Source organism: Pseudomonas sp. COR18 (assembly GCF_048568395.1).
Taxonomy (GTDB): Bacteria; Pseudomonadota; Gammaproteobacteria; order Pseudomonadales; family Pseudomonadaceae; genus Aquipseudomonas; species Aquipseudomonas fuscovaginae_B.
Genome location: NZ_CP183808.1, coordinates 2,561,641 through 2,584,086, shown reverse-complemented (window position 1 = coordinate 2,584,086; position 22,446 = coordinate 2,561,641). Strand labels below are relative to the sequence as shown.

At 59.6% G+C, this 22,446-nt stretch carries 21 protein-coding genes; 4 read left to right on the top strand and 17 right to left on the bottom strand.

Annotation, left to right across the window (positions count from 1 at the left end; genetic code table 11):
* Positions 1 to 8: 8 nt before the first annotated feature.
* The 17 genes from atpD to rpmH form a co-directional block, all read right to left on the bottom strand.
* Entirely contained in the window at positions 9 to 1,385 is a 1,377-nt protein-coding gene (gene atpD, locus ACM62G_RS11865; protein WP_054056437.1) for a F0F1 ATP synthase subunit beta, read from the bottom strand.
* Positions 1,386 to 1,412: 27 nt separating this feature from the next.
* Positions 1,413 to 2,273 (bottom strand): F0F1 ATP synthase subunit gamma, encoded by an 861-nt coding sequence (gene atpG, locus ACM62G_RS11860; protein WP_017902417.1) that lies wholly within the window; start codon positions 2,271 to 2,273, stop codon positions 1,413 to 1,415.
* Positions 2,274 to 2,323: 50 nt separating this feature from the next.
* Positions 2,324 to 3,868, bottom strand: a complete 1,545-nt coding sequence (gene atpA / locus ACM62G_RS11855) for a F0F1 ATP synthase subunit alpha (protein ID WP_054056436.1) — start codon at positions 3,866 to 3,868, stop codon at positions 2,324 to 2,326.
* 21 nt (positions 3,869 to 3,889) lie between these two features.
* Positions 3,890 to 4,426: a F0F1 ATP synthase subunit delta gene (locus ACM62G_RS11850; RefSeq protein ID WP_017902419.1), complete on the bottom strand. Its 537-nt coding sequence runs from the start codon at positions 4,424 to 4,426 to the stop codon at positions 3,890 to 3,892.
* Positions 4,427 to 4,438: 12 nt separating this feature from the next.
* On the bottom strand, positions 4,439 to 4,909 hold the full coding sequence (locus ACM62G_RS11845) for a F0F1 ATP synthase subunit B (RefSeq protein ID WP_054056435.1): 471 nt from the start codon (positions 4,907 to 4,909) through the stop codon (positions 4,439 to 4,441).
* 52 nt (positions 4,910 to 4,961) lie between these two features.
* Positions 4,962 to 5,219, bottom strand: coding sequence for a F0F1 ATP synthase subunit C (gene atpE / locus ACM62G_RS11840; RefSeq protein WP_002555987.1), 258 nt, complete (start codon positions 5,217 to 5,219; stop codon positions 4,962 to 4,964).
* Positions 5,220 to 5,367: 148 nt separating this feature from the next.
* Positions 5,368 to 6,237: a F0F1 ATP synthase subunit A gene (atpB, locus tag ACM62G_RS11835; protein ID WP_054056433.1), complete on the bottom strand. Its 870-nt coding sequence runs from the start codon at positions 6,235 to 6,237 to the stop codon at positions 5,368 to 5,370.
* A 16-nt stretch (positions 6,238 to 6,253) separates the two neighbouring features.
* Positions 6,254 to 6,661: a F0F1 ATP synthase subunit I gene (locus ACM62G_RS11830; protein ID WP_054056432.1), complete on the bottom strand. Its 408-nt coding sequence runs from the start codon at positions 6,659 to 6,661 to the stop codon at positions 6,254 to 6,256.
* Positions 6,662 to 6,809: 148 nt separating this feature from the next.
* Positions 6,810 to 7,682: a ParB/RepB/Spo0J family partition protein gene (locus tag ACM62G_RS11825; RefSeq protein WP_419737199.1), complete on the bottom strand. Its 873-nt coding sequence runs from the start codon at positions 7,680 to 7,682 to the stop codon at positions 6,810 to 6,812.
* A 9-nt stretch (positions 7,683 to 7,691) separates the two neighbouring features.
* On the bottom strand, positions 7,692 to 8,486 hold the full coding sequence (locus ACM62G_RS11820; RefSeq protein ID WP_054056430.1) for a ParA family protein: 795 nt from the start codon (positions 8,484 to 8,486) through the stop codon (positions 7,692 to 7,694).
* A gap of 18 nt (positions 8,487 to 8,504) precedes the next feature.
* Entirely contained in the window at positions 8,505 to 9,149 is a 645-nt protein-coding gene (gene rsmG / locus ACM62G_RS11815; protein WP_054056429.1) for a 16S rRNA (guanine(527)-N(7))-methyltransferase RsmG, read from the bottom strand.
* Positions 9,146 to 11,038, bottom strand: coding sequence for a tRNA uridine-5-carboxymethylaminomethyl(34) synthesis enzyme MnmG (gene mnmG, locus ACM62G_RS11810; protein WP_054056428.1), 1,893 nt, complete (start codon positions 11,036 to 11,038; stop codon positions 9,146 to 9,148). Before mnmG ends, rsmG begins: the two co-directional genes overlap by 4 nt.
* Before the next feature lie 642 nt (positions 11,039 to 11,680).
* Positions 11,681 to 13,051 carry a tRNA uridine-5-carboxymethylaminomethyl(34) synthesis GTPase MnmE gene (gene mnmE / locus ACM62G_RS11805; RefSeq protein WP_054056427.1) on the bottom strand — a complete coding sequence of 457 codons (1,371 nt, stop codon included), beginning with the start codon at positions 13,049 to 13,051 and terminating at the stop codon, positions 11,681 to 11,683.
* Between the two features lie 81 nt (positions 13,052 to 13,132).
* Complete coding sequence (gene yidC, locus ACM62G_RS11800) at positions 13,133 to 14,812, bottom strand: membrane protein insertase YidC (protein ID WP_054063424.1); 1,680 nt, start codon at positions 14,810 to 14,812, stop codon at positions 13,133 to 13,135.
* Between the two features lie 2 nt (positions 14,813 to 14,814).
* Positions 14,815 to 15,060: a membrane protein insertion efficiency factor YidD gene (gene yidD / locus ACM62G_RS11795; protein WP_039792602.1), complete on the bottom strand. Its 246-nt coding sequence runs from the start codon at positions 15,058 to 15,060 to the stop codon at positions 14,815 to 14,817.
* Positions 15,053 to 15,454, bottom strand: a complete 402-nt coding sequence (gene rnpA, locus ACM62G_RS11790; protein ID WP_054056450.1) for a ribonuclease P protein component — start codon at positions 15,452 to 15,454, stop codon at positions 15,053 to 15,055. The genes yidD and rnpA overlap by 8 nt, the downstream gene beginning before the upstream one ends.
* A 16-nt stretch (positions 15,455 to 15,470) precedes the next feature.
* On the bottom strand, positions 15,471 to 15,605 hold the full coding sequence (gene rpmH, locus ACM62G_RS11785) for a 50S ribosomal protein L34 (protein WP_080635311.1): 135 nt from the start codon (positions 15,603 to 15,605) through the stop codon (positions 15,471 to 15,473).
* 566 nt (positions 15,606 to 16,171) lie between these two features.
* Here rpmH and dnaA point away from each other — a divergent pair.
* From dnaA to gyrB, 4 genes are read left to right on the top strand one after another with little or no spacing between them, the layout of a single operon-like run.
* Entirely contained in the window at positions 16,172 to 17,704 is a 1,533-nt protein-coding gene (gene dnaA / locus ACM62G_RS11780) for a chromosomal replication initiator protein DnaA (RefSeq protein ID WP_419737198.1), read from the top strand.
* A 38-nt stretch (positions 17,705 to 17,742) separates the two neighbouring features.
* A complete protein-coding gene (dnaN, locus tag ACM62G_RS11775; RefSeq protein ID WP_054056424.1) occupies positions 17,743 to 18,846 on the top strand; it encodes a DNA polymerase III subunit beta in 1,104 nt (367 codons plus the stop codon).
* A 35-nt stretch (positions 18,847 to 18,881) separates the two neighbouring features.
* Positions 18,882 to 19,985, top strand: a complete 1,104-nt coding sequence (recF, locus tag ACM62G_RS11770) for a DNA replication/repair protein RecF (protein ID WP_419737197.1) — start codon at positions 18,882 to 18,884, stop codon at positions 19,983 to 19,985.
* A gap of 4 nt (positions 19,986 to 19,989) precedes the next feature.
* Positions 19,990 to 22,407 (top strand): DNA topoisomerase (ATP-hydrolyzing) subunit B, encoded by a 2,418-nt coding sequence (gyrB, locus tag ACM62G_RS11765; protein WP_273819571.1) that lies wholly within the window; start codon positions 19,990 to 19,992, stop codon positions 22,405 to 22,407.
* Positions 22,408 to 22,446 lie beyond the last annotated feature (39 nt).

Here is a 22,446-nt window from a genome sequence, read left to right as displayed (position 1 = left end):
CGCCGGGATTACAGTTTCTTGGCTTTCTCGATCGCTTCTTCGATGCCGCCAACCATGTAGAACGCTTGTTCTGGCAGGTGGTCGTAGTCACCGTTGAGGATGCCTTTGAAGCCAGCAATGGTGTCTTTCAGGGAAACGTATTTACCCGATGCACCGGTGAAGACTTCAGCCACGAAGAACGGCTGCGACAGGAAACGCTGGATCTTACGAGCGCGGGATACCAGCTGCTTGTCGGATTCCGACAGCTCGTCCATACCCAGGATCGCGATGATGTCCTTCAGTTCCTTGTAGCGCTGCAGCACGTACTGAACGCCACGAGCGGTTTCGTAGTGGTCGTTGCCGATCACGTTCGGATCCAGCTGACGCGAAGTCGAGTCCAGTGGGTCTACCGCTGGGTAGATACCCAGGGAAGCGATGTCACGGGACAGTACGACGGTGGCGTCGAGGTGGGCGAAGGTGGTCGCTGGCGACGGGTCGGTCAGGTCGTCCGCAGGTACGTATACGGCCTGGATCGAGGTGATCGAACCTTGCTTGGTCGAAGTGATGCGCTCTTGCAGCACGCCCATCTCTTCAGCCAGGGTCGGCTGGTAACCTACTGCCGAAGGCATACGGCCCAGCAGTGCGGATACTTCGGTACCGGCCAGGGTGTAACGGTAGATGTTGTCGACGAACAGCAGAACGTCGTTACCTTCGTCACGGAACTTCTCGGCCATGGTCAGGCCGGTCAGGGCAACGCGCAGACGGTTCCCTGGTGGCTCGTTCATCTGGCCGTAGACCAGTGCCACTTTGTCCAGAACGTTGGAGTCCTTCATCTCGTGGTAGAAGTCGTTACCCTCACGAGTACGCTCACCCACACCGGCGAACACGGAGTAACCGCTGTGCTCGATGGCGATGTTACGGATCAGTTCCATCATGTTTACGGTCTTGCCGACACCGGCACCACCGAACAGACCAACCTTACCACCCTTGGCGAACGGGCAAACCAGGTCGATAACCTTGATGCCGGTTTCCAGCAGTTCGTTGCCACCTGCCTGTTCAGCGAAGGATGGAGCGGCGCGGTGGATACCCCAGCGCTCTTCCTCGCCGATCGGACCGGCTTCGTCGATCGGGTTGCCCAGCACGTCCATGATCCGGCCCAGGGTCGCTTTACCGACCGGTACGGAGATGGCTGCGCCAGTGTTGTTCACGTCCAGGCCACGCTTGAGGCCTTCGGTGGAACCCATCGCAATGGTACGTACCACGCCGTCGCCCAGCTGCTGCTGAACTTCCAGGGTGGTTTCGGCGCCTTGAACCTTCAAGGCGTCGTAGATGCTCGGTACGCTGTCGCGTGGAAATTCCACGTCGATGACGGCGCCGATGATTTGAACGATACGTCCGCTACTCATAGCTGGATCCTCTGAATATTTGAACCGTTAAACCGCGGCAGCGCCGCCGACGATTTCCGAGATCTCTTGGGTGATCGCAGCCTGACGCGCCTTGTTGTAGATCAGCTGCAAGTCGCTGATCAGATCACCGGCGTTGTCGGTAGCGTTCTTCATCGCGATCATCCGCGCCGCTTGTTCAGCAGCGTTGTTCTCGACCACCGCCTGGTACACCTGCGACTCCACATAGCGCACCATCAGGCCGTCAAGCAGCTCTTTGGCGTCCGGTTCGTACAGATAGTCCCAGTGGTGCTTGAGATCCTGATCCGGGGTTGCCACCAGTGGAATCAACTGCTCCACGGTAGGCTGCTGGGTCATGGTGTTGATGAACTTGTTGGATACCACGGACAGGCGGTCGATACGGCCGTCCAGGTAGGCATCCAGCATCACCTTCACGCTGCCGATCAGGTCGTTGATCGACGGCTCTTCACCCAGGTGGCTGATAGCTGCAACGACGTTGCCGCCGAAGTTGCGGAAAAACGCCGCACCCTTGCTACCCACGACACACAGATCGATCTCGACGCCGTTTTCGCGGTTTACCGCCATGTCCTTGACCAGGGCCTTGAACAGGTTGGTGTTCAAGCCGCCGCACAGACCACGGTCACTGCTCACCACGATGTAACCGACGCGCTTGATGTCGCGGTCGATCATGAACGGGTGGCGGTATTCCGGGTTGGCGTTGGCCAGATGCCCAATTACCTGGCGGATACGCTCCGCATAAGGACGGCTAGCAGCCATGCGCATTTGTGCCTTGCGCATTTTGCTGACCGCCACTTTTTCCATGGCGCTGGTAATTTTTTGCGTGCTTTTGATGCTCGCAATCTTACTGCGAATCTCTTTTGCGCCTGCCATGTAACACCTATCAGGTTAGCAAGCGGGAGCCTTGCGGCTCCCGCTGCGGCTTACCAGGTTTGGGTGGCCTTGAACTTCTCGATACCAGCCTTCAGGCCAGCGTCGATTTCGTCATTGAAGTCACCCTTCACGTTGATCTTGGCCATCAAATCGGCGTGATCGCGGTTGAAGTAAGCAATCAGCGCCTGCTCGAAGCTGCCGATCTTGGCGATTTCAATGTCGGTCAGGAACCCACGCTCAGCGGCATACAGCGACAGCGACATGTCGGCGATCGACATTGGCGCGTATTGCTTCTGCTTCATCAGCTCGGTAACGCGCTGACCATGCTCAAGTTGCTTGCGGGTCGCTTCGTCCAGGTCAGAAGCGAACTGGGCGAATGCCGCCAGTTCACGGTACTGAGCCAGGGCGGTACGGATACCACCGGACAGCTTCTTGATGATCTTGGTCTGAGCGGCACCACCTACACGGGATACCGAAACACCGGCGTTCACTGCTGGGCGGATGCCCGAGTTGAACATGGCCGATTCCAGGAAGATCTGACCGTCGGTGATGGAAATCACGTTGGTCGGAACGAACGCGGAAACGTCGCCAGCCTGGGTTTCGATGATCGGCAGAGCGGTCAGGGAGCCGGTTTTGCCGGTCACTGCGCCGTTGGTGAACTTCTCGACGTACTCTTCCGAAACGCGGGATGCGCGCTCCAGCAGACGGGAGTGGAGATAGAACACGTCACCTGGGTACGCTTCACGTCCTGGTGGACGACGCAGCAGCAGGGAGATCTGGCGGTAAGCCACAGCCTGCTTGGACAGATCGTCATAAACGATCAGCGCGTCTTCACCGCGGTCGCGGAAGTATTCGCCCATGGTGCAACCGGAGTACGGAGCCAGGAACTGCAGGGCAGCCGATTCGGAAGCGCTGGCGGCAACGATGATGGTGTTGGCCAGTGCGCCGTTTTCTTCCAGCTTGCGAACCACGTTGGCGATGGTCGATTGCTTCTGACCAACGGCGACGTATACGCAGAAGATACCGCTGTTCTTCTGGTTGATGATGGCGTCGATCGCCATGGCGGTCTTACCGATCTGACGGTCACCGATGATCAGCTCACGCTGGCCACGGCCGACCGGGATCATGGCATCGACTGCCTTGTAGCCAGTCTGTACAGGCTGGTCTACCGACTTACGCCAGATCACGCCTGGAGCAACTTTCTCGACCGCGTCGGTCTCGGTGTTGTTCAGCGGACCTTTGCCGTCGACAGGGTTGCCCAGTGCGTCGACCACGCGACCCAGCAGTTCCTTACCTACCGGAACTTCCAGGATGCGGCCGGTGCACTTGGCGCTCATGCCTTCAGCCAGAGTCGTGTACGCGCCCAGTACCACGGCACCCACGGAGTCCTGCTCCAGGTTGAGGGCCATGCCGTAGACGCCGCCCGGGAACTCGATCATTTCGCCGTACATAGCGTCGGCCAGACCGTGAATCCGCACGATACCGTCAGACACGCTGACGACGGTGCCTTCGTTACGGGCTTGGGAGGTCACATCGAGCTTTTCGATGCGGCCCTTGATAATTTCACTTATTTCGGAAGGATTGAGTTGCTGCATTGCTCTGCTGCCCCTTCAAACTCAAGATTTCAATGCTTCGGCCAGTTTCGCGAGTTTGCCGCGAACTGAGCCATCGATAACCAGGTCGCCGGCGCGAATGACAACACCCCCGATGAGGGATGCATCTTCCGCAACTTGCAGGCGCACTTCCCGGTCGAGTCGTGCACTGAGAACCTTGGCGAGTTTGTCTTGCTGTTCTTGGTTCAATGCAAAAGCACTGGTGACTTCCACGTCTACCGACTTCTCCCGCTCGGCCTTGTACAGGTCGAACAGGGCGGAGATCTCCGGCAACAGCTGGAGACGGTCGTTTTCGGCAACGACGTGGATGAAATTCTGTGCCTTGGCATCGAACTTGTCGCCGCACACGTCGATAAACGCGGCGGCCTTGTTTGCGCTCGTCAGTCGCGGGGCCTTGAGCACGCGCTGCATGGTGTCGTCCTGCGACACCGCTGCTGCCAGGCCGAGCATGGCTGACCAATTGGCCAGTTGCTGGTGGGCCTGAGCGTGCTCGAAGGCCGCCTTAGCGTAAGGTCGGGCCAACGTGGTCAGTTCTGCCATGATCGCCCTCGCTTAAATTTCAGCAGCCAGTTTGTTAACCAGCTCCGCGTGCGCGTTTTGATCGATTGTGGCGCCCAGGATCTTCTCGGCACCACCGACGGCCAGGCTACCCAGTTGGGCGCGCAGCGCGTCTTTGACGCTGTTCAGTTCCTGTTCGATCTCGGCCTGAGCCGAAGCCTTCACGCGCTCAGCTTCGACGCGGGCTTTTTCAACAGCCTCTTCGACGATCTGGTTGCTGCGTTTCTTGGCTTGCTCAATGATCTCGGCTGCCTGTGCTTTCGCTTCGCGCAGTTGATTGCCCGCTTTCTCTTGGGCCAACTCCAGGTCGCGAGCTGCACGGGTGGCAGCGTCCAATCCATCCGCGATCTTCTTCTGACGTTCGTGCAAAGCCGCGATGACCGGAGGCCACACGAACTTCATGCAAAACAGTACAAAAATGAAGAACGCAACGGACTGGCCAATCAGGGTTGCATTAATGTTCACGCCAACACCTCGCTCGTTCGTTGTCCATCAATCAACTCGAAAATTCGAGTGATTAGCCAGCGAGTTGACCAACGAAGGGGTTCGCGAAGGTGAAGAACAGAGCGATACCAACGCCGATCATGGTAACGGCGTCGAGCAGACCGGCCACGATGAACATTTTAACCTGCAGCATTGGAACCATTTCTGGCTGGCGAGCAGCGCCTTCCAGGAATTTGCCGCCCAGCAGGCCGAAACCAATTGCGGTACCCAGTGCGCCCAGGCCGATCAGCAGTGCAACAGCGATAGCAGTTAGACCAACTACAGTTTCCATCTTTCCTCCCGACTTTTACGTCGTATGGTTTAGGTTTTTTTAATTTAAAGCGGTAAAACAAATCGTTTCAGCGGGCCCTGCCGCGGTTTCCCGCTTGAGGCCCTCTCCCGTTTGACCGGGAGAGACATCAGACTGGCCGAGGCCGGTCTTAATGGTTTTCTTCGTGCGCCATCGACAGGTAGACGATGGTCAGCATCATGAAGATGAACGCCTGCAGGGTGATGATCAGGATGTGGAACACCGCCCACGCCCACTGCAGAGCCACGCCCAGGCCGCTCAGCCAGAGCAGGCCGGTGCCGAACATCACGGCGATCAGGATGAACACCAGCTCGCCGGCATACATGTTGCCGAACAGACGCAGTGCCAGAGAGATCGGCTTGGCGATCAGGGTCACGAATTCCAGCAGGAAGTTGACCGGGATCAGCAGCGCCTGGACCAGGACGTTCTTGCTGCCGAACGGGTGCAGGGTCAGTTCGCCGATGAAGCCGCCGATGCCCTTGACCTTGATGCTGTAGAAAATGATCAGCGCGAACACCGAGAAAGCCATGGCCAGCGTGGCGTTCGGGTCGGTGGTCGATACGGCGCGGAACGGAATCTCGTGGTTGCCGGAGATCAGCGCAGCCAGTTGCGGGATCCAGTCGACAGGTACCAGGTCGATGGCGTTCATCAGGAACACCCAGACGAAAATGGTCAGGGCCAGCGGCGCGATCAGCGGGCTGCGGCCGTGGAAGCTGTCCTTGACGCTGCCGTCGACGAACTCGACCAGCACTTCGACGAAGTTCTGCAGGGCGCCCGGCTGACCGGAGGTCGCCTTCTTCGCCGCCATGCGGAACAGCAGGATGAAGATCAGGCCCAGAGCCACGGACCAGCCCAGGGTATCCACGTGGAATGCCCAGAAGCCCATGGCCTTGGCTTCTGCTGCGGAATGGGCGAAGCCCCAACCGCCGTTAGGTAGCTGACCGAAGGTCAGGTTCTGCAAGTGGTGCTGGATATAGCCCGAAGCGGATTCTGCTGACATGTTTGCCTCAAACGCCCTAAGGTCTCAAAAGTCTTGTTTTCATTAGCAGGGGTGCAAACCAGCTGACCGACTGGGTCAGCACGAAGACGCCGAATACCGCGATCGGCGCCAGTGGCTTCACACCTGCAAACGTCAGTGCGAACAGCACTGCCGTCAAAATCAACTTGCCCGCCTCGCCGGCGTAAAAGGACCGGACGATGGACTGGGCTGCTCGGGCGCCGGAAAACCGAAAGGCCCTGTGAGCAAAATACGCATTGGGGAGCAATGCTATCAGGCCTCCGCAGAGTCCCGAGTATCCGGCAACGACACCACGCCATTGCCAAAGCGCCAGCGCGGCCACCAGCAATACGACCAATTGAGCCAATAAAACCGGAAATACCGCCAAGCGATGGAAGGGCAACCTGTTTGGCGTGCGGTTTTCCATCACTTGCGCTCCTCAAGGGTCGGCCGCCGTAAATCAATAACTTGGCATAAATTGTGCCGACAAAATGCGCGCAGAGTATAGGGGCGGTTCAGCCCCTATTCAACTGTCAGGTAGTCTTTTCCGACTGCGCGCTACATGAGGAAATGTTTCAGCGGATGTGCGCAAGGACACCTTGCAACTCGTCGAGCGAGTTGTAGCGGATCACCAACTGGCCCTTTCCTTTCTGGCCATGGCGGATCTGCACCGCAGAGCCCAGGCGCTCGGCCAGGCGCTGTTCGAGACGGCTGATATCCGGATCGGCCTTGGGCGGCTCGACCGGTACCGGTTTGCCGCTCAGCCACTGGCGGACCAGGGCTTCGGTCTGACGTACGGTGAGGCCGCGTGCGACAACGTGTCGCGCCCCTTCGACCTGCCGGTCATCCGGCAATCCGAGCAGGGCACGGGCGTGTCCCATTTCGAGGTCGCCGTGGGACAGCATGGTCTTGATCACTTCCGGCAACGCAATCAGGCGCAGCAGGTTGGCCACGGTCACCCGGGACTTGCCCACAGCCTCGGCGACCTGTTGCTGGGTCAGCTGGAATTCCTGCTGCAGGCGCTGCAGGGCCAGGGCTTCCTCGATCGGGTTGAGGTCTTCGCGCTGGATGTTCTCGATCAGGGCCATGGCGATGGCGGTTTCATCCGGCACATCGCGGACCATGGCCGGGATGGTCTCCTGGCCGGCCTGCTGGCTGGCGCGCCAGCGGCGTTCGCCGGCGATGATTTCATAGCGCCCGCCGCCGATCGGACGGACCACGATCGGCTGCATGACGCCCTGGGCCCTGATTGAATTCGCCAGTTCTTCCAGCGCCTGGGGGTCCATGTCGCGGCGCGGCTGGTACTTGCCGCGCTGGATCAGGTCCAGTGGCAACTGCTGCAGCTCGCGCTGGTCGGCCAGTACAGCCTGCTCTTCCAGCGCACTGACGGTCGGACCACTCAGCAGAGCGTCCAGTCCGCGTCCGAGTCCTCGTTTCTTGACGGCCATGGGGACTCCTTAGGTTGCCGGGGCGGTGACGCGTGAATTTTTGCGCTGGCGACGAACCATCTCGCCGGCCAGGGCCAGGTAGGCCACCGCGCCGCGGGATTGCTTGTCGTAGGCCAGGGCCGGCATGCCGTAGCTCGGCGCCTCGGCCAGTCGGACGTTGCGGGGAATCACGGTGTCGTACAGCTGGTCACCGAAATGTTCCTTGAGCTGTGCGGAAACGTCGTTCATCAAACTCAGACGTGGGTCGTACATGGTCCGCAGCAGGCCTTCGATTTTCAGCTCGGGGTTGAGCAGCTCGGCGATGCGCTTGATGTTATCCACAAGGTCGCTCAGGCCTTCGAGGGCGTAGTACTCGCACTGCATGGGGATAACTACCCCGTCGGCCGCGACCAGGGCATTGAGGGTCAGCATCGAAAGCGATGGCGGGCAGTCGATCAGGATGAAGTCGTAGTTTTCGCGGATCGGCGCCAGGGCGCTGCGCAGACGGCTTTCCTTCATCTGCATTTCCAGCAGCACCACTTCGGCCGCCGTCAGGTCGCGGTTGGCCGGCAGCAGTTGGTAACCGCCGTGTTCGGAGAAGTGCATGGCCTGGGCCAGATCGCATTCGCCGATCAGCACATCGTAGATGGAGTTTTCCAGGCCGTGCTTATCCACACCGCTACCCATGGTGGCGTTGCCCTGTGGATCGAGGTCGATCAGCAGCACCCGGCGCTTGGTCGCGACCAGGGATGCTGCGAGGTTGATGCAGGTGGTGGTCTTGCCCACGCCACCCTTCTGGTTCGCTATCGCGAATACCTTAGCCATTCTTGCTTGTGTTCCCAATCATGCCGTGCGGCGCAGTATCAGCAGATGACGTTGGCCTTGGCAACCGGGTACGGCCAAGGCGTGTTCGCTATCGAGGTGGAAGTCTGCCGGCAATGCTACCAGCTCATCCGCTGGATGGACGCCCTTCATTGCCAGCCAGCGTGTATCGCGGTCACCCAGGTGACGGGTCCAGTTCGTGAAGTTCTCCATGCTGCTGAACGCCCGGGAAATGATGCCGGTAAAGGGCTGTTCAGGCTGGAAGGCTTCGACACGACTGTGGATAACTTGCAGGTTATCCAGCTTGAGTTCGAGTTTGACCTGGGTCAGAAAGCGGGTCTTCTTGCCGTTGCTGTCCAGGCAGGTCACAGCCGAACCGGGAAACAGGATCGCCAGGGGGATGCCCGGCATGCCGCCGCCACTGCCGACATCGAGCCAGCGCCCGTCCTCGATGAAGGACATCACGCTCAAGCTGTCGAGCAGGTGCCGCGAAACCATTTCGTCCGGATCACGCACGGCGGTCAGGTTGTAGGCCTTGTTCCACTTGATCAACAGGGACAGGTAACCCAGCAGCTGTTCGTGCTGGGTTGCGGTCAGGTCGACACCGAGCTGGCGAGCACCTGTGGATAACTCTTCGGCGTGTTGCGTGGTGACCAACGAACTCAAGCGCTTTGCTCCAACTGACGGCCGGCGCCGCGTTTTTTCAAATGAATCATCAACAGGGATATCGCCGCCGGCGTCACCCCGGGAATGCGCGAAGCCTGGCCCAGGGTCTCGGGACGGGTGGCGCTGAGCTTGCTCTGGATTTCCTTCGACAGGCCGGAAATGGTCGAGTAATCGATATCCACAGGCAGGCGGATGTCTTCACTGGCCCGCAGGCGGGCGATCTCGTCCTGCTGGCGGTCGATGTAGCCGGCGTACTTGGTCTTGATCTCGACCTGTTCGGCGACCTGTGGATCATCCGCACCCTGCCCGGTCACTTCGACCAGACCAGCGTAGTCGATTTCCGGACGGCTCAGCAGGTTCAGCAGGTTGTATTCATGGGCCAGGGGGGTGCCGAATTTTTCGGCGATGGCGTTGCCCTGCTCGGTACCCGGGCGGACCCAGGTGCTTTTCAGACGCTGCTCTTCCTGCTCGATACCCTCGCGCTTCTTGCAGAAAGCCGCCCAGCGCACGTCATCCACAAGCCCGAGTTCGCGGCCTTTTTCCGTCAGGCGCAGGTCGGCGTTGTCCTCGCGCAGGATCAGGCGGTACTCGGCACGGGAGGTGAACATCCGGTACGGCTCCTGGGTACCGAGGGTGATCAGGTCGTCGACCAATACGCCGATGTACGCCTCGTCGCGACGCGGGCACCAGCTGTCCTTGCCCTTGGCCCGCAGTGCGGCGTTGGCACCAGCCAACAGACCCTGGGCCCCGGCCTCCTCGTAACCGGTGGTGCCGTTGATCTGGCCGGCGAAGAACAGACCGCCGATCACCTTGGTTTCCAGGCTGTACTTGAGGTCACGCGGATCGAAGTAGTCGTACTCGATGGCGTAGCCGGGCCGGACGATATGGGCGTTTTCCATGCCGCGGATCGACTGGACGATCTGCAGTTGGACGTCGAACGGCAGGGATGTGGATATCCCGTTCGGGTACAGCTCGTTGGTGGTCAGACCTTCCGGCTCGATGAACACCTGGTGGCTCGCCTTGTCGGCGAAACGGTGGATCTTGTCCTCGATCGACGGGCAGTAGCGCGGGCCGATGCCCTCGATCACGCCGGAATACATCGGCGAACGATCGAGGTTGGCGGCAATGATCTCGTGGGTGCGGGCGTTGGTGTGGGTAATCCAGCAACTGACCTGCCGTGGATGCTGCTCTTTGGAACCGAGGAAAGACATCACCGGGATCGGCGTGTCCCCTGGTTGCTCGGTCATCACCGAGAAATCCACAGACCGCGCGTCGATGCGTGGCGGCGTACCGGTTTTCAGCCGGCCGACACGCAGCGGCAGCTCGCGCAGGCGATGGGCCAGGGCGATCGAGGGCGGATCACCGGCACGGCCGCCGGAATAGTTCTGCAAACCGATGTGGATAAGTCCGCCCAGGAAGGTACCGGTGGTCAATACCACGGAGTCGGCGAAGAAACGCAGGCCCATCTGGGTGACGACGCCGCGGACCTGGTCCTGCTCGACGATCAGGTCATCGGCGGATTGCTGAAATATCCACAGGTTCGGCTGGTTTTCCAGGATCTCGCGTACCGCGGCCTTGTACAGGGCGCGGTCGGCCTGGGCCCGGGTGGCGCGCACCGCCGGACCTTTGCGGCTGTTGAGAACGCGGAACTGGATGCCACCTTTATCGGTGGCAATCGCCATAGCGCCGCCAAGGGCATCGATTTCCTTGACCAGGTGGCTTTTACCAATACCACCAATGGCCGGGTTGCAGCTCATGGCACCGAGGGTTTCCACGTTGTGCGTCAGCAACAGGGTTTTTGCCCCCATGCGTGCTGATGCTAGTGCTGCCTCGGTACCGGCATGACCGCCGCCGATGACGATCACTTCAAAACGGGAAGGGAAATCCACCACGCACCTCGTGCCTGCTTCCAGGTAGGTAAATAAGAGAAATTTGGACTGAATGACCCAGTATAGGGAATTCGCCCTTCCTAAAGAACCCTTTGCACAAAATTTAACCAGTTGTGGATAAGCACGCACAATAGAAATCAAAAAGAAGGAAATGTATTAAAACCTTGTTTTTATGTTTATTCTTAGGGCCCAACCTATCTGTGGATAAGGTTATGCAGCCCTTATTTATCAATGTGTACAACGATTCATAACTCTGTGGTCATGTGCTCGGGAGGGTTTGGGATAACCGGTGTAAGCCTGTGGATTAAAGTGATCGTTATCCACAGATCGGTTCATCCTCAGTTTTCAGGCCGGGTTATCAACTGAGCTGAAGCGCGGTTATTCACAGGGCTTAATCCACAGAAAAAGACCGGGGAGGCGACGGCCGGACACGGAAAATCCTCCCGTGGCCAGGATGAATCAGTGGAGATTGGAGTGTCAGGCAGGAAAGGGTTGATGACGGGTATGGCTGGAGGGAAATGGCGCAAGTGGCCGTTTTCAGGAACAGGTAAGAAACGCGAGCCGGGTGGACCCCTACCGTCCCGGCTCACCTCAAGGCAGGCGCCTACCTTGAATTGTGGATAACCACATTGCTGCTGGCTGTCATTTTCCGATACAAAAACTCGAGAAAATTCTTCCCAGCAAGTCATCGGAGCTGAATGCACCGGTGATTTCGCCGAGGAACTGCTGGGCCTGGCGCAAGTCTTCGGCCAGCAGCTCGCCCGCCCCCGCCAGGGTCAACTGGGCATGGCCGTGTTCCAGGGCCGCACTGGCGAAGCGCAGGGCTTCCAGGTGCCGGCGACGTGCGCTGAAACTGCTCTCGGCGGTCTGTTCATAACCCATGCAGGCCTTGAGGTGATCACGCAGCAGCTCCAGGCCCTCGCCAGCAGACTTGGCGCTGAGGCTGATGGTGACATGACCGTCCTCGCTGACTTCCAGGGCGATCTTCTCGCCGCTCAGGTCGGCCTTGTTGCGGATCAAGGTGACCTTGGCCGGGTCTGGCCGCTGTTCAAGAAACTCCGGCCACAGGGCGAAGGGATCTGCAGCCTCGGGCGCCGTGGCGTCCACCACCAGCAGCACGCGATCCGCCTCGCCGATGGCCTTGAGCGCCCGTTGCACTCCAATCTTTTCCACATGGTCGTCGGTGTCGCGCAAGCCGGCGGTATCGACCACGTGCAGCGGCATGCCATCAATGTGGATATGTTCACGGAGAATATCCCGGGTGGTGCCGGCGATCTCGGTGACGATGGCCGCTTCGCGCCCGGCCAGGGCATTGAGCAGGCTCGACTTGCCGGCATTCGGCCGGCCGGCGATCACCACGGTCATGCCATCGCGCAACAACGCGCCCTGCCCGGCTTCGCGGATCACTGTGGACAACTCGTCACGGACCGCGTCGAGCATCGCCAGGACATGGCCATCGGCAAGGAAGTCGATTTCCTCCTCGGGAAAGTCGATGGCCGCCTCGACGTAGATCCGCAGGCTGATCAGCTGTTCGGTGAGGTTATGCACACGCTGGGAAAACGCTCCCTGCAACGAACGCAGGGCATTGCGCGCCGCCTGGGCGGAACTCGCCTCGATCAGGTCGGCGATCGCTTCGGCCTGGGCCAGGTCGAGCTTGTCGTTGAGGAACGCGCGTTCGCTGAATTCGCCCGGACGGGCCAACCGGCAACCCAGTTGCAGGCAACGCTGCAGCAGCATGTCGAGCACGATCGGGCCACCGTGGCCCTGCAGCTCCAGCACATCTTCGCCGGTGAACGAATTCGGCCCCGGGAAATACAGCGCCAGGCCTTCGTCCAGCACTTCACCGGCCTCACCGTGGAATGGGCCATAGTGGGCAAACCGCGGTTTCAGCTCACGACCGCTGATGGCCTGTGCCGCAGTCTGCGCCAGAGGCCCGGAAATACGGACGATACCGACACCACCACGACCCTGGGCGGTGGCGACGGCGGCGATGGTTTCCCGAGGGACGTTCATGGAGCGAGCCTCAAAACAGAAAGTGGCAGATAGCAAAACGCCCCACTAGGGGGCGTCTTGAGTGGTTATCCACAGCGTATGTCAGGCAGCGGCCTTTTTGGTAGCGGCTTCGATACGGCTGGTGATGTACCACTGCTGGGCGATCGACAGGCAGTTGTTCACAACCCAGTACAGCACCAGACCTGCAGGGAACCACAGGAAGAAGAAGGTGAAGATGATCGGCATCAGCTTCATCACCTTGGCCTGCATCGGGTCCGGCGGAGTCGGGTTCAGACGCTGCTGGATGAACATGGTGGCGCCCATGATGATCGGCAGGATGAAGAACGGATCCTTGATCGACAGGTCGGTAATCCACAGGATGAACGGGGCCTGGCGCATTTCAACGCTTTCCAGCAGCACCCAGTACAGCGAAAGGAAAACCGGCATCTGCACCAGGATCGGCAGGCAGCCACCCAGCGGATTGATCTTCTCTTTCTTGTACAGCTCCATCATGGCCTGCGACATCTTCTGCCGATCGTCGCCAAACTGTTCCTTCAGCTGGGCCAGTCGCGGGGCAACGGCACGCATGCGGGCCATCGACTTGTAGCTGGCAGCCGACAGCGGGAAGAACAGGCCCTTGATCAGCATGGTCAGCACGATGATCGAGAAGCCCCAGTTACCCAGCAGGCCGTGGATATGTTGCAGCAGCCAGAAGATCGGCTGGGCGATGAACCACAGGATGCCGTAGTCGACGGTCAGTTCCAGGCCTGGGGACAACTGCTTCAGTACGGACTGGATCTTCGGACCGGCGTAAAGAACGGCACTGACCTCGGCCTTCTGGCCTGGCGCCACGTTCAGCGAAGGACCGGTGTAGCCGATGATGTAATTGCCCTGGCTGTCCTTGCGGGTGCTTACGACATTGCTGTCGCCCTTGGCAGGAACCCAGGCGGTTACGAAGTAGTGTTGCAGCCAGGCCACCCAGCCACCCTGGACGGTTTCCTTCAGCGAGCCCTTGTCGATATCTTTCATCGACACTTTCTTGTACGGCTCCGAACTTGTCCACAGGGCGGCGCCCAGGTAGGTCGCGGTACCGGTGGCGGTGCTCGAGGACGGATCGGCGCTGGCGTCGCGCTTGAGCTGGGCGAACATCGCCCCCGACCATGGCTGGCCGCTTTCGTTGTCGATCAGGTAGGAAACGGTCACGTCATACAGGCCGCGCTTCAGGGTGAAACGCTTGATGTAGTTGACGCCGTTCGCGCTGAACTTCAGGTCGACGACCAGTTGGTCCTGACCGTCAGCCAGTTGATAACTTTTCTGCTCGGATGCGTACAGCGGACGACCTGCGGCATTCGAGTCCGGGCCGTTGGTACCGATCAGGCCGCTTTGTGCCAGGTAGATACGCTCGCCACCGTTGTCAAACAGCTGGAATGGAACGTCCGGATGATCCTGGCGACGTGGGTATTTCGGCAACTTGAGTTGCGCGACGTCACCACCTTTCGGATCGATGGCAAGTTCCAGCACATCCGTCTTGATCTGGATGAGGTCCTTGCTGACGGCCAGCGGTGCTTCGGCAGGAGCGCTGGTGTCATTGGTGGCTCGTGGAATGTCATCACTGGCGGCGGCATTGCTGCCGGTTGCGGTATCCGGCAGACCGGAAACGGTGGTGCTGGCAACATTCTGAGTCGGCAGGGCAGCCTGGCCGTAGTCCTGGTTCCATTTCAGAACCATGACGTAGGACACGATTGCCAGGGCGACGATCAGGATCGTGCGTTTGATATCCATGATTACTCGGCCATCGAAGAAGAACGGGAGGTAGGAATAGGTGGAACCGGGTCATAACCACCGGCATTCCACGGATGACAGCGACCTAAACGACGAAAGGTCAGCCAGCCACCGCGCAGGAGTCCATGAGTTTCGATGGCTTCGTACGCGTAGCAGGAACAACTGGGGTAGAAACGACAGTGACTGGCCATCAGGGGACTAATGGCATAGCGGTAAAACTGGATCGGAACGAGTGCCAGTTTACGCATCTGGACTGTCTACCCCTGCAGATTCGGTTTTGACTGCGGCAGCTGGTGCATTACGAACCAGGCGTTTCCACAGCTTACCGAAATGCTGAATCAATTCGGGGTTTTCTACGTCCCCCAAACCTTTGCGCGCGACGATAACAATGTCCCAGCCTGCCAGTAAATCCTGGTGCAGACGGAACGATTCGCGCATCACACGTTTGAGGCGATTGCGCTCAACGGAGAGCTTGACGCTCTTTTTACCGATAACCAGCCCCAGCCGGGGATGATCGAGGTCGTTGTTGCGCGCAAGGAGCAGGAGGTTTTTCCCCGGAACCTTGCCGGTAGGGGAGTCAAAGACCGCCTTGAAATGTCGTGGAGTAAGCAGACGCTTTTCCCGACTGAAGTCCTGACTCACCACCAAAGCCGGAATATCAAACCGACAGACGGGCACGACCTTTGGCGCGGCGGCGCGACAGGACGGCACGACCGTTCTTGGTTGCCATGCGAGCACGGAAACCGTGGGTGCGGGCGCGTTTGATAGTGCTGGGTTGGAAAGTACGTTTCATGGCGTTGCTACCTGGTTCGTCACAACGGGCCGGAATGGCCCCCGTTTTAAGAGATCGGCGATTCTAGAGAAAGCAAGCCTTCAGGTCAATTTCCAACCAGCTTTTCCTTCCTATAGGTATTTCTCGTTCCCGGGCTTGATCAACACGAGCTCAAGACATAGAAATAAAGAAGCGAATTATTTAAAGTTTTTCTGTAAAGCTTATAAAAGCTTAGCTCGCGAGCACCTGTGGATAACTGGCTTGAGGCCAGGAAACACCTACTGTACAGAGAATGACAACACGGTGGGGAAACGGTGCCCTGCCTGTGCTGCGCCGGCGAATAAGTTGTGTGTGGAAAGAGAGGTTATCCACAGGCGGGTTGTCCACAGACTTTCGATCACACTTGTGCAACGCCCTCAAGGGCTGTTATCCACAGGGCTTATTCACATACCGCTGGTCGCCTTGTTCACAGATAAGAGATTGATTCGCCGGGCTCTGCCTGCAATCGACGTGTGGATAAGTGCTCGGCCTGCCGGTACAATGGCCGCTTGTTTTTGCCTTACCGGCTTTCAACTTAGGGGATATCCGTGTCAGTGGAACTTTGGCAGCAGTGCGTGGAGCTTCTGCGTGATGAGCTGCCTGCCCAGCAATTCAACACCTGGATCCGTCCACTACAGGTCGAAGCCGAAGGCGACGAGTTGCGTGTCTATGCACCGAACCGTTTTGTGCTCGACTGGGTGAACGAAAAGTACCTGGGACGTTTGCTTGAGCTGCTGAACGAGCATGGCAACGGCATGGCGCCTGCCCTTTCCTTATTAATAGGCAGCAAACGCAGTTCGGCGCCGCGTGCTGCACCGAATGCTCCTCTGGCTGCCGCGGCTTCCCAGGCCCTGGCCGCCAGTGCGGCTGCCGCCGCGGCGGCTACACCGACTGCACCGGTGGCAACGCCGACCCCGCCAGCCGCCAGCCAGAAGGAAGTGGCGGAGGCCAGCGAAGAGCCGTCCCGCGACAGTTTCGATCCGATGGCCGGCGCCGCCGCGCAGCAGGCTCCGGTACGTGCCGAACAGCGCACGGTCCAGGTCGAGGGCGCACTCAAGCACACCAGTTACCTGAACCGTACCTTCACCTTCGAGAACTTCGTCGAGGGTAAGTCCAACCAGTTGGCCCGCGCTGCGGCGTGGCAGGTGGCGGACAACCCCAAGCACGGCTACAACCCGCTGTTCCTGTATGGTGGCGTCGGTCTCGGTAAGACCCACTTGATGCATGCTGTGGGTAACCATCTATTGAAGAAGAACCCGAATGCCAAGGTGGTCTACCTGCATTCGGAGCGTTTCGTCGCCGACATGGTCAAGGCGCTGCAGTTGAACGCCATCAACGAGTTCAAGCGCTTCTACCGTTCGGTGGACGCCCTGCTGATCGACGACATTCAGTTCTTCGCACGCAAGGAGCGTTCCCAGGAAGAGTTTTTCCACACCTTCAATGCCTTGCTCGAAGGCGGCCAGCAGGTGATTCTCACCAGTGACCGCTATCCCAAGGAAATCGAAGGCCTGGAAGAGCGCCTGAAGTCGCGTTTCGGCTGGGGCCTGACCGTTGCGGTGGAGCCGCCCGAGCTGGAAACCCGCGTGGCGATCCTGATGAAGAAGGCCGACCAGGCCAAGGTCGAACTGCCCCATGACGCGGCGTTCTTCATTGCCCAGCGTATTCGCTCCAACGTACGCGAACTCGAAGGCGCACTGAAGCGGGTGATCGCCCACTCGCACTTCATGGGGCGAGAGATCACCATCGAGCTGATCCGCGAATCGCTGAAGGACCTGCTGGCCCTGCAGGACAAGCTGGTGTCTGTGGATAACATCCAGCGGACCGTGGCCGAGTACTACAAGATCAAGATTTCCGATCTGCTGTCCAAGCGCCGTTCGCGCTCGGTCGCTCGTCCGCGTCAGGTCGCCATGGCCCTGTCCAAGGAACTGACCAACCACAGCCTGCCGGAAATCGGCGATGTGTTTGGTGGGCGCGACCACACCACTGTCTTGCACGCATGCCGCAAGATCAACGAACTAAAGGAATCCGACGCGGACATCCGCGAGGACTACAAGAACCTGCTGCGTACACTGACCACTTGAGAATTGCAGCGCAGCTTATTAAGGCAAGGGACTAGACCATGCATTTCACCATTCAACGCGAAGCCCTGTTGAAACCCCTGCAACTGGTCGCAGGCGTCGTCGAGCGCCGCCAGACCTTGCCGGTGCTCTCCAATGTGCTGCTGGTCGTCGAAGGCCAGCAACTGTCGCTGACCGGTACCGACCTCGAAGTCGAACTGGTCGGCCGCGTCCAGCTCGAAGAGCCTGCCGAACCCGGTGAGATCACCGTACCGGCGCGCAAGCTGATGGATATCTGCAAGAGCCTGCCGAACGATGCCCTGATCGACATCAAGGTCGACGAGCAGAAACTGGTGGTCAAGGCCGGCCGCAGCCGCTTCACCCTGTCGACCCTGCCTGCCAACGATTTCCCGACTGTGGAAGAAGGCCCGGGTTCGCTGACCTGCAGCCTGGAGCAAAGCAAGCTGCGTCGCCTGATCGAGCGCACCAGCTTCGCCATGGCCCAGCAGGACGTGCGCTACTATCTCAACGGCATGCTGCTGGAAGTGTCCGCCGGCGTGATCCGTGCCGTGGCCACCGACGGCCACCGCCTGGCGATGTGCTCCATGCAGGCCGACATCGGCCAGCAGGACCGTCACCAGGTGATTGTGCCGCGCAAGGGTATCCTGGAACTGGCCCGCCTGCTCACCGAGCCGGAAGGCAACGTCAGCATCGTGCTGGGTCAGCACCACATCCGCGCCACCACCGGTGAGTTCACCTTCACCTCCAAGCTGGTCGACGGCAAGTTCCCCGACTACGAGCGCGTCCTGCCAAAAGGCGGGGACAAGCTGGTACTGGGTGACCGCCAGGCACTGCGCGAAGCCTTCAGCCGTACCGCGATCCTGTCCAACGAGAAGTATCGCGGCATCCGTCTGCAACTGGCCAGTGGTCAATTGAAGATCCAGGCCAACAACCCCGAGCAGGAAGAGGCGGAAGAAGAAGTGGGCGTCGATTACAACGGCGGCTCCCTGGAAATCGGCTTCAACGTCAGCTACCTGCTGGACGTGCTGGGCGTGATGACCACCGAGCAGGTGCGCCTGATCCTGTCCGACTCCAACAGCAGTGCGCTGCTGCAGGAATCGGACAACGATGACTCGGCCTACGTCGTCATGCCGATGCGCCTGTAACCGTGCCCCTCCTTTATATGTTCAGCACACGCTAGATGTCCCTCAGCCGTGTTTCGGTCACCGCGGTGCGCAACCTGCACCCGGTGACCTTCTCCCCCTCCCCGCGTATCAATATCCTTTACGGCGCCAACGGCAGCGGCAAAACCAGCGTGCTGGAAGCCATCCACCTGCTGGGGCTGGCCCGTTCGTTCCGCAGCACCCGTCTGCTGCCGGTGATCCAGTACGAGCAGTTGGCCTGTACGGTGTTCGGCCACGTCGAACTGGCCGAGGGTGGGCAGAGCGCCTTGGGGATATCCCGCGATCGCCAGGGGGAATTCCAGATCCGCATCGACGGGCAGAATGCCAGGAGCGCCGCGCAGTTGGCGGAAATCCTGCCGCTGCAGTTGATCAACCCCGACAGCTTTCGTCTGTTGGAGGGGGCGCCGAAGATTCGTCGGCAGTTCCTCGACTGGGGAGTGTTCCACGTGGAACCGCGCTTCATGTCGACCTGGCAGCGCCTGCAGAAGGCCCTGCGGCAGCGGAACTCGTGGCTGCGGCATGGTACACTTGACGCCGCTTCGCAAGCGGCCTGGGACCGGGAACTGTGCCTGGCCAGTGCCGAAATCGATGAATACCGCCGCGCCTATATCAAAGCCTTGAAACCAGTCTTTGAGCAGACCTTGAGCGAACTAGTCGAACTCGAGGGGCTGACGCTGAGCTATTACCGTGGCTGGGACAAGGAAAAAGAGCTGAGCGCCGTGCTCGCCTCCTCCCTGCAGCGGGACCAGCAGATGGGCCATACCCAGGCTGGACCACAGCGAGCTGACTTGCGTCTTCGATTGGGCGCACACAACGCCGCAGACATTCTGTCGCGGGGGCAGCAGAAACTGGTGGTCTGCGCGTTGCGCATTGCCCAGGGACACCTGGTGAGTCAGGCCCGGCGCGGGCAATGTATTTATCTGGTGGATGACTTGCCGTCCGAACTGGACGACCAGCACCGCCGCGCACTATGTCGTTTGCTTGAAGAATTACGCTGCCAGGTGTTCATCACCTGTGTAGACCACGAATTACTGAGGGAAGGCTGGCAGACGGAAACGCCAGTTGCGCTGTTCCACGTGGAACAGGGCTGTATCACCCAGACCCACGACCATCGGGAGTGAAGGCATGAGCGAAGAAAATACGTACGACTCGAACAGCATCAAGGTGCTGAAAGGTTTGGATGCCGTACGCAAACGTCCCGGTATGTACATTGGCGACACCGATGATGGTAGCGGTCTGCACCACATGGTGTTCGAGGTGCTCGACAACTCCATCGACGAAGCGCTGGCTGGTTACTGCGACGACATCTGCGTCACTATCCACCCGGACGAGTCGATCTCCGTTCGCGACAACGGCCGCGGCATCCCGGTCGATGTACACAAGGAGGAAGGCGTCTCCGCAGCCGAAGTCATCATGACCGTGCTGCACGCTGGCGGTAAGTTCGACGACAACTCCTATAAGGTATCCGGCGGCCTGCACGGTGTGGGTGTGTCGGTGGTGAACGCCCTGTCCGAAGAGCTGGTTCTGACCGTCCGCCGTAGCGGCAAGATCTGGGAACAGACCTATGTCCACGGCGTACCCCAGGCACCGATGGCTATCGTTGGCGACAGCGAAACCACAGGTACCCAGATCCACTTCAAGGCTTCCGCCGAAACCTTCAAGAACATCCACTTCAGTTGGGACATCCTGGCCAAGCGGATTCGCGAGCTGTCCTTCCTCAACTCCGGCGTCGGCATCCTGCTGCGTGACGAGCGCACCGGCAAGGAAGAGATGTTCAAATACGAGGGTGGCCTGCGTGCCTTCGTTGAATACCTGAACACCAACAAGACCACGGTCAACCAGGTGTTCCACTTCAACATCCAGCGTGAAGACGGCATCGGCGTGGAAATCGCCCTGCAGTGGAACGACAGCTTCAACGAAAACCTGCTGTGCTTCACCAACAACATTCCTCAGCGTGATGGCGGTACCCACCTGGTGGGCTTCCGCTCCGCACTGACCCGTAACCTGAACAACTACATCGAACAGGAAGGTCTGGCGAAGAAGCACAAGGTCGCCACCACCGGTGACGATGCGCGTGAAGGCCTGACGGCGATCATCTCGGTCAAGGTGCCGGATCCGAAGTTCAGTTCCCAGACCAAGGACAAACTGGTGTCGTCCGAGGTCAAGGGTGCGGTCGAGCAGGAAATGGGCAAGTACTTCTCCGACTTCCTGCTGGAGAACCCCAACGAAGCCAAGCTGGTGGTCGGCAAGATGATCGATGCCGCTCGTGCCCGTGAAGCGGCGCGCAAGGCCCGTGAGATGACCCGCCGCAAAGGTGCGCTGGATATCGCCGGCCTGCCGGGCAAACTGGCTGACTGCCAGGAGAAGGACCCTGCCCTTTCCGAACTGTACCTGGTGGAGGGTGACTCCGCAGGCGGTTCCGCCAAGCAGGGTCGCAACCGTCGGACCCAGGCGATCCTGCCGCTCAAGGGCAAGATCCTCAACGTCGAGAAGGCTCGTTTCGACAAGATGATCTCGTCCCAGGAAGTGGGCACGCTGATCACCGCGTTGGGTTGTGGCATCGGTCGCGAAGAGTACAACATCGAGAAGCTGCGTTATCACAATATCATCATCATGACCGATGCTGACGTCGACGGTTCGCACATTCGTACCCTGCTGCTGACCTTCTTCTTCCGTCAGTTGCCGGAGCTGATCGAGCGCGGTTACATCTACATTGCCCAGCCACCGCTGTACAAGGTGAAGAAAGGCAAGCAGGAGCAGTACATCAAGGACGACGACGCCATGGAAGAATACATGACGCAGTCGGCTCTCGAAGACGCCAGCCTGCACCTGAATGAAGACGCGCCGGGTGTTTCCGGCGAGGCGCTGGAGCGTCTGGTCAATGACTTCCGCATGGTGATGAAGACCCTCAAGCGCCTGTCGCGTATCTATCCACAGGAGCTGACCGAGCACTTCATCTACCTGCCGGCGGTAAGCCTTGAGCAACTGGGCGATCATTCGGCGATGCAGGAATGGCTGGCCAAGTACGATGCCCGCCTGCGCCTGAGCGAGAAGTCCGGCCTGGTCTACAAGACCAGCCTGCGCGAAGACCGTGAGCGTAACGTCTGGCTGCCGGAGGTGGAACTGATCTCCCATGGCCTGTCGAGCTACGTCACCTTCAACCGCGACTTCTTCGGCAGCAACGACTACAAGACCGTGGTCACCCTGGGCGCGCAACTGAGCTCGCTGCTCGACGAGGGGGCCTACATCCAGCGTGGCGAACGCAAGAAAGCCGTGACCGAGTTCAAGGAAGCCCTGGACTGGCTGATGGCTGAAAGTACCAAGCGCCACACCATCCAGCGATACAAGGGGCTGGGTGAGATGAACCCGGATCAGCTGTGGGAAACCACCATGGATCCGACCGTTCGCCGGATGCTGAAAGTGACGATCGAAGACGCCATCGCGGCGGACCAGATCTTCAACACCCTGATGGGCGATGCGGTCGAACCACGCCGCGACTTCATCGAGAGCAATGCCCTGTCGGTGGCCAACCTGGACTTCTGATTCCCGGTGGCTCGCTGCTCAAGAAAGCCCGCGCAAGCG